The sequence below is a fragment of the Anaerolineae bacterium genome (assembly GCA_016931895.1).
Taxonomy (GTDB): domain Bacteria; phylum Chloroflexota; class Anaerolineae; order 4572-78; family J111; genus JAFGNV01.
Map to the genome: position 1 here is coordinate 1 of JAFGDY010000135.1, position 6908 is coordinate 6908.

Consider the following 6908-nt stretch of genomic DNA (forward strand, 5'->3'; position numbering starts at 1 on the left):
CCAATATGTAGGGGCGAATCCTTGTGGTCGCCCTGGGCAGGCACAAGACCTGCCCCTACACCACGGAAATTCTGGAAGAACCAAATTAGAAATTGTCCTGGCTAATTTCTACTTTCTACTTTCCACTTTTTTCATCACTGCCCCAAATCTGGCGGAGCAAACAGCAGCACCTCTAGCCCCCAATTTTTAGTTGTACCGCCCCCCCAGGCTATAGGTCTTAAAGTCACTCTTGTTTAGGGCTAACATCAAACCCGTAATGCTGTTATGATAGAGGTAACAAACGGGTGGGTGCCTGGCCTGTGTTTAACAAGTACTTCGCCACCATTATCAACATCATCTGCTTAACCTGCTTACTGCTTGCCATAAATCCTATTTCCACCAGTGCTGCTCCAAGAAATGCTTACAATCCGGTTATTGTCCTCAACCCCAATAATCAGACACCCACCCGTCAAATTCAATCCTCCTCCCCCATCCACACTTTTGTTTTATTGATTCATAATGACATTTCACAATTAGCCCAGGTCCAATCCGTCATCCAAACTAAGGGGGGACGGGTTACCCACCTTTTTCCGCACCAAGCTCTTATTGCCCAAATACCGGCCGAAGTGCAAGTACAACTCAGCACTTTACCGGGCGTGGCTCTGGTTGACACCCAGGTTATAAACCTGGCCGCTGTTGACATCTACGGTCCCCAGGCCCGGCGTTATGCCAGCGTCTGGAATAACCTGCTTGCTCCTCAAGCAGAAACCGGAGGCATAATAACGGCAATGGCCGGCGAACATCCAGACGGACCTCATCAAGATACCTTCATTGCCCCCGATTTACCCCCCAAGGATGACCTGAACGCGGCGGCCACATCCGTTACCCCCGGCTACTACCAAACCAGCGAATATATGGCCGGCTCGGTAGCGGTGGGCATCGTTCTGGTAGAGAGCGACGGCCGGGTGGACCCCTCCTCAGAAGACTGGACGGCCGACGAAAAACAGCAGGTCTTTAGTGAAATTGTGGCCGCCTGCCATTGGTGGGCTACGTTAGAACCCCGGGCCAAGCTCAGTTTTGTCTACGACGACCATTTTTCCAACCCCCTGCCTACCGGCGTCGAACCCATCACGCACCCCTACTATCAGCAGAAAGAGTGGATCAAAGACGCAATGAACGCCCTGGGTTACAATGCCGGTTCTTACTTCCGGCAGGTGCGCGATTACAACAACGCCTTGCGTGAGACCCATCAAACCGATTGGGCGTTTACCATTTTTGTAGTGGATAGCTCGGCCGACAGTGATAACCGTTTTAGCGACGGCTATTTTGCTTACGCTTACCTGGGCGGGCCGTTTACGGTAATGACTTACGGCAATAACGGCTACGGTCCCGGCAATATGGACGCCATAGCCGCCCATGAAATGGGCCACATTTTCCTGGCCCTGGACCAATATTACAGCGCTTACCAACCCTGTACCCGTCGCGCCGGTTATCTTGATGTGGAAAATCAAAATAGCGAATATGGCGCCTGCGTTTCAAATGTAGCCAGCATTATGCGCGGACAAACTTACCCTTACCTGGTTCGCGCCATTGATTCCTACGCCGCCGGCCAATTAGGCTGGCGCGATAGCGACGGCGACAATATTCTTGACCCCCTAGATACCGCCCTCCCCGTCACCATAAATAATATCTCCCAAAACGGCAATGAAATTGCCGTAACCGGCAGCACAGAAATTATCCCCTACCCTTCTCCGCAACGCACCAGTGTTACCATCAATACGCTCACCGGCGTGCGGTATCGTTTCAATGGGGGGGCCTGGCAATTGGCCGCCGCTGCCGACGGCGTTTTTGATAGCGTGGCTGAAAACTATTACTTTACGGCTTTATTATCGCCCGGGCTGTATCGCCTGGAAGTTGCGGCCACAGACTCCGCCGGCAACGAGTCCGACGTTTACGCCATTGAGACCATCGTTATTCTCGACCCTCTTGATGGAGGTCTCAATACCCAGCTTTATCTGCCCAACCAGCCGCTGCCTGCCGGCGTGCCCCTCACCTTCAACGGCGTGGCTTACCACGGGGGAGAGGGCATTGTGACCAATGTGCAATACCGGCTCGATGCCGCTCCCTGGCAGACTGCCTATGCTCAAGACGGCGCCTTTGACAGCAACTTTGAAGAGTTTAGTCTCACTATCGCTTCGCTTGAAGTAGGGATGCACCGCCTTGAGGTGTTTGCCACCGACGGCGAGGGAAATATAGAAGTCAATTCCGCCAGTTTGGAATTTCAAATATCCGCCGCCCCTCTCAAGCAGCTCTTTTTGCCCCTGCTGGTGAAGTAAAAAAGCACAAAAAAATAGCTGGATATTGCCTGCCCCACCCACTTTTGAAAAAATCTCCGGTTACACTATAATTTAACTGTTATTCAAAAACAAGGAGAAAAAATGATGGCCTTAAAAGTAGGACAAATCGCCCCCGATTTCACCCTGGACAGTCACCTGGGAAGCAAGGTTAGCTTGAGCGACTATCGCGGCAAGAACCACATTGTGCTGGCCTTTTTCCCCCTGGCCTGGACCCCTGTCTGAACAAGTCAGATCCCCTCGTACCAGGCCGCTTTGGACCGGTTCGAGCGGGCGCAGACCCAGGTGCTGGGTCTCAGCGTTGACAGCGTGCCCTGCCTCCAGGCCTGGGCCGAAAGTTTAGAGGGTATTACTTATCCGCTGTTAAGCGACTTCTACCCCCATGGCCAGATTGCTCAAAAGTACGGCATCTTGCGACCGGATGGACAGGCCGAGCGAGCCATTTTTGTAATAGACAAACGCGGCCTCATCCGCTACGTGGACGTGCATGACATTGACGAGCAACCCGACAACGAAGTCCTGTTCAGCGTGCTGGAAGAGATAGAGCCTAACCCCATAGAAATTTCCCTGCCTGCCGCGCCTGCGCCCAAACCTGACCCCATTCCCCAGGCCGACGTAATTCTATACTGTACCCCCTGGTGTCCGGCCTGCCGCAAAGCCCGGGCCTATCTAAACGAAAAGGGGGTTGAGTTTGTGGAAGTGGACATCACCCGCAACCGCGAAGCCGCTAAACACCTGCGCAATTGGACCGGCGGCTACGAAACCACCCCCACCTTCCGCATCAAGGGAGAAATCATTATCAATTTTGACCGAGATAAAGTTGACGCGGCCTTAGGCCCAGACAGTGGCTAAAAAAAACAGGTCTAACAGGTTTTTGCAACCTATCAGACCTGCAACGAGGCGTTGAATTTTTACCGATGAATCCTACTGCTTTAGGGCATCATGCGGGCCTACCCACAAGTGCCGGGTTTCATCAAACCACCAGCCGGGATCGTCAAAATTTAATTTCTGGCGGGGCCAACCGGCCTCAAGGCGGGCCAGGGTTTTTTCCCAGGAACGGATGCCGCTAACCGCGTCGGCAGCCTCAACATTACACCCGCCTACGGCAGCCGCTATGGTAACCGCTTCGGTGGGCGGCAGGTCGCGCAAAAAAGCGGCCAGAAAACCGGCAATGGTGGCATCGCCCGCGCCGGTGGTGCCCATCACGTTAACGGCAAAAACCGGCGACCAAAGCTCGCGATTGGCCCAGCGGGCCGGGTTGGCCGGGCGGGCGCGGCCCATGCCCGACAGTCCGGCTTGGTTTGCCGTACGCAAATACAGGCCAAGATGCCCGGCCTTGAGCAAAACCACTTTAGCCCCCAACGCCAATAAATCATCAGCAATTTTAGAAGCCAGAGCAGGGGTGATGGGCCGGGCCTGGCCCGCGACTTCCTTAAAAGTGGCAGGATAAAGCATCAATAGAATTTCTTCAATGCTGGGTGTAAACAAGTCAACAGAAGGGAGAACCTCCCCGAGAATGGCCGGCCAATTGACCTGCCCCGACGGCCCGTTGGGATCGGGCATAGCCATATCCAGGGAGGTGGTCACCCCGGTTGTTTTGGCTTGCCGGAAAGCTTTAATCAATTCTGCGCCATTGTGCCGGTACATCCGCTTCATCAGGGGGGGGTAACCAAAATGGAACAAGGCCACCTGGCGCAGCAGGTTGTAATTGATATCGTCCGCCGCAAAGGTGTTGTTGGCGCCCGCGCAATGGAGAAAAATCCGGTCGGTGTGGGGAGGGTTTAGAATGATGGTATACGAACTGGCCTCACCGGGAATAACACTCATCCCGCTGACCAACTGGTCGGCCACACTGCTAATCAGATTGAGAATAACCCGGCCAAACGTGTCATCCCCCACTTTGCCCATCAAGCGCGTATCAATGCCCAATTTGTGCAGGGCCAGGCCGGTATTTGAAACAGCCCCGCCGGTGGACATCAAGGCCGGGCCGGTTTCTAACAGGCGTCCAGGTCGAAAAACCGCTTCAAAATCGCCCGCGCCGATTAAGGGCGGAATAACGTCCAGGCATATATGTCCGGCAACAACACAGGATTTACTTGGCGGTTGGGTAATGCCCTTGGTGGCCATCAAATAACCTCAATGCCTTAAAGATGAACGGGTTGGCCGGTTTTGGCAGATTCATACATTGCCAATACGCTGCGCAAAAAGTCTCGGCTGAGACTCAGCGGAACAACCGGTTGGGCGCCGTCCAAAACGCAGGCTTCCATAGCCTCAACTTCACACAGGTAGGGATTGGTAGCCGGAATGACCACGGTCTCAACCACATCATTCCGGCTAGAAAAGACAATCTGGCTATCTTGTTTGCCACCATTGCCCGGCTTCCAGGGTTCTTTGAGCCAAATTTGCCCGTCACTGCCAATAATGTGGGCGCCCTCGCGGAAGGGGGTGCGGAAACCGGATGAAATCTGGGCCGTAATGCCGTTGGTAAATTTCATCTGGGCAGCCAGCACCACGTCAATGCCGGTTTCGCCCTTAATTTGATTTGCCCAGACGGCAACGGGAGCGCCGGCCTGGGCCATAACAATGGCCAGGCTATTGGGATAAACCCCTACATCCCATAGAGACCCACCGGCCATATTTGGATTCAAACGAATATTATTAGTGTCGGTTGCGGGTAGATAAAAGTTAAACCAACTGATGATCAGAGATAAGCGGCCCAGGTTACCGGCTTCAATCATTTCTTTAACTTTAAGAGTTTGGGGATGATGCAGGTACATAAAGGCTTCAAAAACTGTAACGTTGTTGGCTTGGGCCGCTGCTTCAACTTTATCCAACGCTTCTGGCGAGGTGACGATTGGTTTTTCGCACAATACGTGTTTGCCTGCTTCAGCGGCTTTCACGGTCCATTCCTGGTGGAAGGTATTGGGCAAAGAAATGTAGACCACCTCAATTTCCGGGTCGGCCAGCAAGGCTTCATAACTGCCGTATGCCTTGGGAATATCTTTCTCCTGGGCATACGCTTTGGCCTTATCCAGATTACGGCTGGCTACTGCGGCCAATTCACTCCGTTTGGCTTGACGGATAGGGTCAAGCAGAGCGTCATTGATCCGAGCCGTTGACAAGATTCCCCAACGGATTTTTTTAGACATTTTTACCCCTTTTGTTGACTATTTTGTATTTGTAAAAAACAAAGAGAAAATCATTCCAGAATTTTAACACCAACCACAAAAATGGTCAATACGGTTATTTCACCGGGGTCTGTCCGAAATTTTAGGATAGGCCGGGGGGGGCGCAGGGGGTATCCCCCCGAATTCCTCCTGGTATGTTCAGATTGCCTAAAATTCTGGACACACCCTTGTGATTGCGCAAAACGCCAAACGTCGCTCCGGCACACGATTGAGGGAGTGTTTGCGGCGCGGTTTGCCGCTATAAGCCGCGAGCAATGGTGCGACCGGGACTCAATGTGGATTTACCCTGGCATAATTTCCGAATATTACTCTCCGGCCTGTTCCTTGAGCATTTGGATCATCGGCTCGGTAATCCATTCGCTATTGCAGAGTAAGATCAGCGGGGAGGCATTAAGAACGATGTTGGCCGCGGGCATCACGCAATTCCTCTTCTAGCAGGTCGGGGGTGTATTGCATGGCCGATACATCATACCGGGTCAGGAGACTTAAAAAGGCATAGCGGGACAATCCGGCGATTTCAGCCGCTTTATCTTGGGTGATGATGCCGGCTTCGTACCATTTGACCACGGCGGCGTATTTCATTTCTTGTACAAATTCCGCCGGAGCTTTGCGTAAGGCTGAAAAGGCCGATTCCGGCAACTCTACGGGATAGGTTTTGAGGCTCATAGTTTGACTCCTTTTTACCTGACGATAGTTTACCCGCCTTTGAACGGTTTGTAAAACGATACTTATCATTGCTCAAGACCCTAATCGTTGCTCCAGCGTATGACTGTGACAGGTTGATGAGATTTTCCTCTATTAATCTTGACCCACCTTAAGCTCTTTGTAAACCTCTTCAAAGAGCATAGCGATAACGATTTTGCGAAAGTCGGCTTCATCGTTGATGCGTTTGTAGAGATCAAAGTTAGAATCGATCATTGTTTGCAGCACACCGGGAAAGAGAGATTCAAAGAGTAAACGCACATGGTCACGGGTATTGACCTGGGCGCTGTGCTGGATACCTTCATGATTGGCCATCCGGGTTTTGAGTTCGGCAAAAAAGACTTTGTCTCCTTCATCAAATTCTGTACCAAAACGCTCGTTTAACTCCGCAATAATTTGGCTGAGGGGCGACTGTTCTTCATCTTCACCGGCCCGGTCGGGGTGTTCCGATAGTGGATCGAGTTTACCTTCCCCTTGTTTTAATTTGATGGGGCCGCTTGATGTTTGTTGAATGCGATAACTTTCAAGGTCAATATGCTCCCGTACATTGAGCGCCGGTTGGCTCCGTTCGCGCGGAAGTGACCGGCTCAACAGCCGGGCAAGTAATCAACCTCCCGCATAGCGGGAGGCATTAGGAAGCCCCCCAGAGGGGGGCAACTGGGATAGGAAAGCCCCGTTGGGGCTA

The 6908-nt window shown here is 52.5% G+C and carries 7 protein-coding genes and 1 pseudogene; 4 read left to right on the forward strand and 4 right to left on the reverse strand.

Annotation, left to right across the window (positions count from 1 at the left end):
* The 4 genes and pseudogenes from JW953_10340 to JW953_10355 all read left to right on the forward strand — a co-directional run.
* Positions 1–190 (forward strand): hypothetical protein (locus JW953_10340; protein ID MBN1993092.1); only part of this gene is annotated, 190 nt, incomplete at its 5' end.
* A 109-nt stretch (positions 191–299) separates the two neighbouring features.
* Entirely contained in the window at positions 300–2315 is a 2016-nt protein-coding gene (locus tag JW953_10345; protein ID MBN1993093.1) for a hypothetical protein, read from the forward strand.
* A 102-nt stretch (positions 2316–2417) separates the two neighbouring features.
* Positions 2418–2558 (forward strand): redoxin domain-containing protein, encoded by a 141-nt coding sequence (locus JW953_10350; protein ID MBN1993094.1) that lies wholly within the window; start codon positions 2418–2420, stop codon positions 2556–2558.
* Positions 2559–2567: 9 nt separating this feature from the next.
* Positions 2568–2879 (forward strand): annotated as a pseudogene (locus JW953_10355) (redoxin domain-containing protein).
* 378 nt (positions 2880–3257) lie between these two features.
* On the opposite strand, the gene JW953_10360 reads toward JW953_10355, so the two are convergent.
* The 4 genes from JW953_10360 to JW953_10375 form a co-directional block, all read right to left on the reverse strand.
* Entirely contained in the window at positions 3258–4460 is a 1203-nt protein-coding gene (locus JW953_10360; GenBank protein ID MBN1993095.1) for a carbohydrate kinase family protein, read from the reverse strand.
* A 17-nt stretch (positions 4461–4477) separates the two neighbouring features.
* On the reverse strand, positions 4478–5482 hold the full coding sequence (locus tag JW953_10365; GenBank protein ID MBN1993096.1) for a Gfo/Idh/MocA family oxidoreductase: 1005 nt from the start codon (positions 5480–5482) through the stop codon (positions 4478–4480).
* Between the two features lie 429 nt (positions 5483–5911).
* Entirely contained in the window at positions 5912–6187 is a 276-nt protein-coding gene (locus tag JW953_10370; GenBank protein ID MBN1993097.1) for a UPF0175 family protein, read from the reverse strand.
* A gap of 132 nt (positions 6188–6319) precedes the next feature.
* A complete protein-coding gene (locus JW953_10375) occupies positions 6320–6814 on the reverse strand; it encodes a hypothetical protein (protein ID MBN1993098.1) in 495 nt (164 codons plus the stop codon).
* Between the last annotated feature and the right edge of the window lie 94 nt (positions 6815–6908).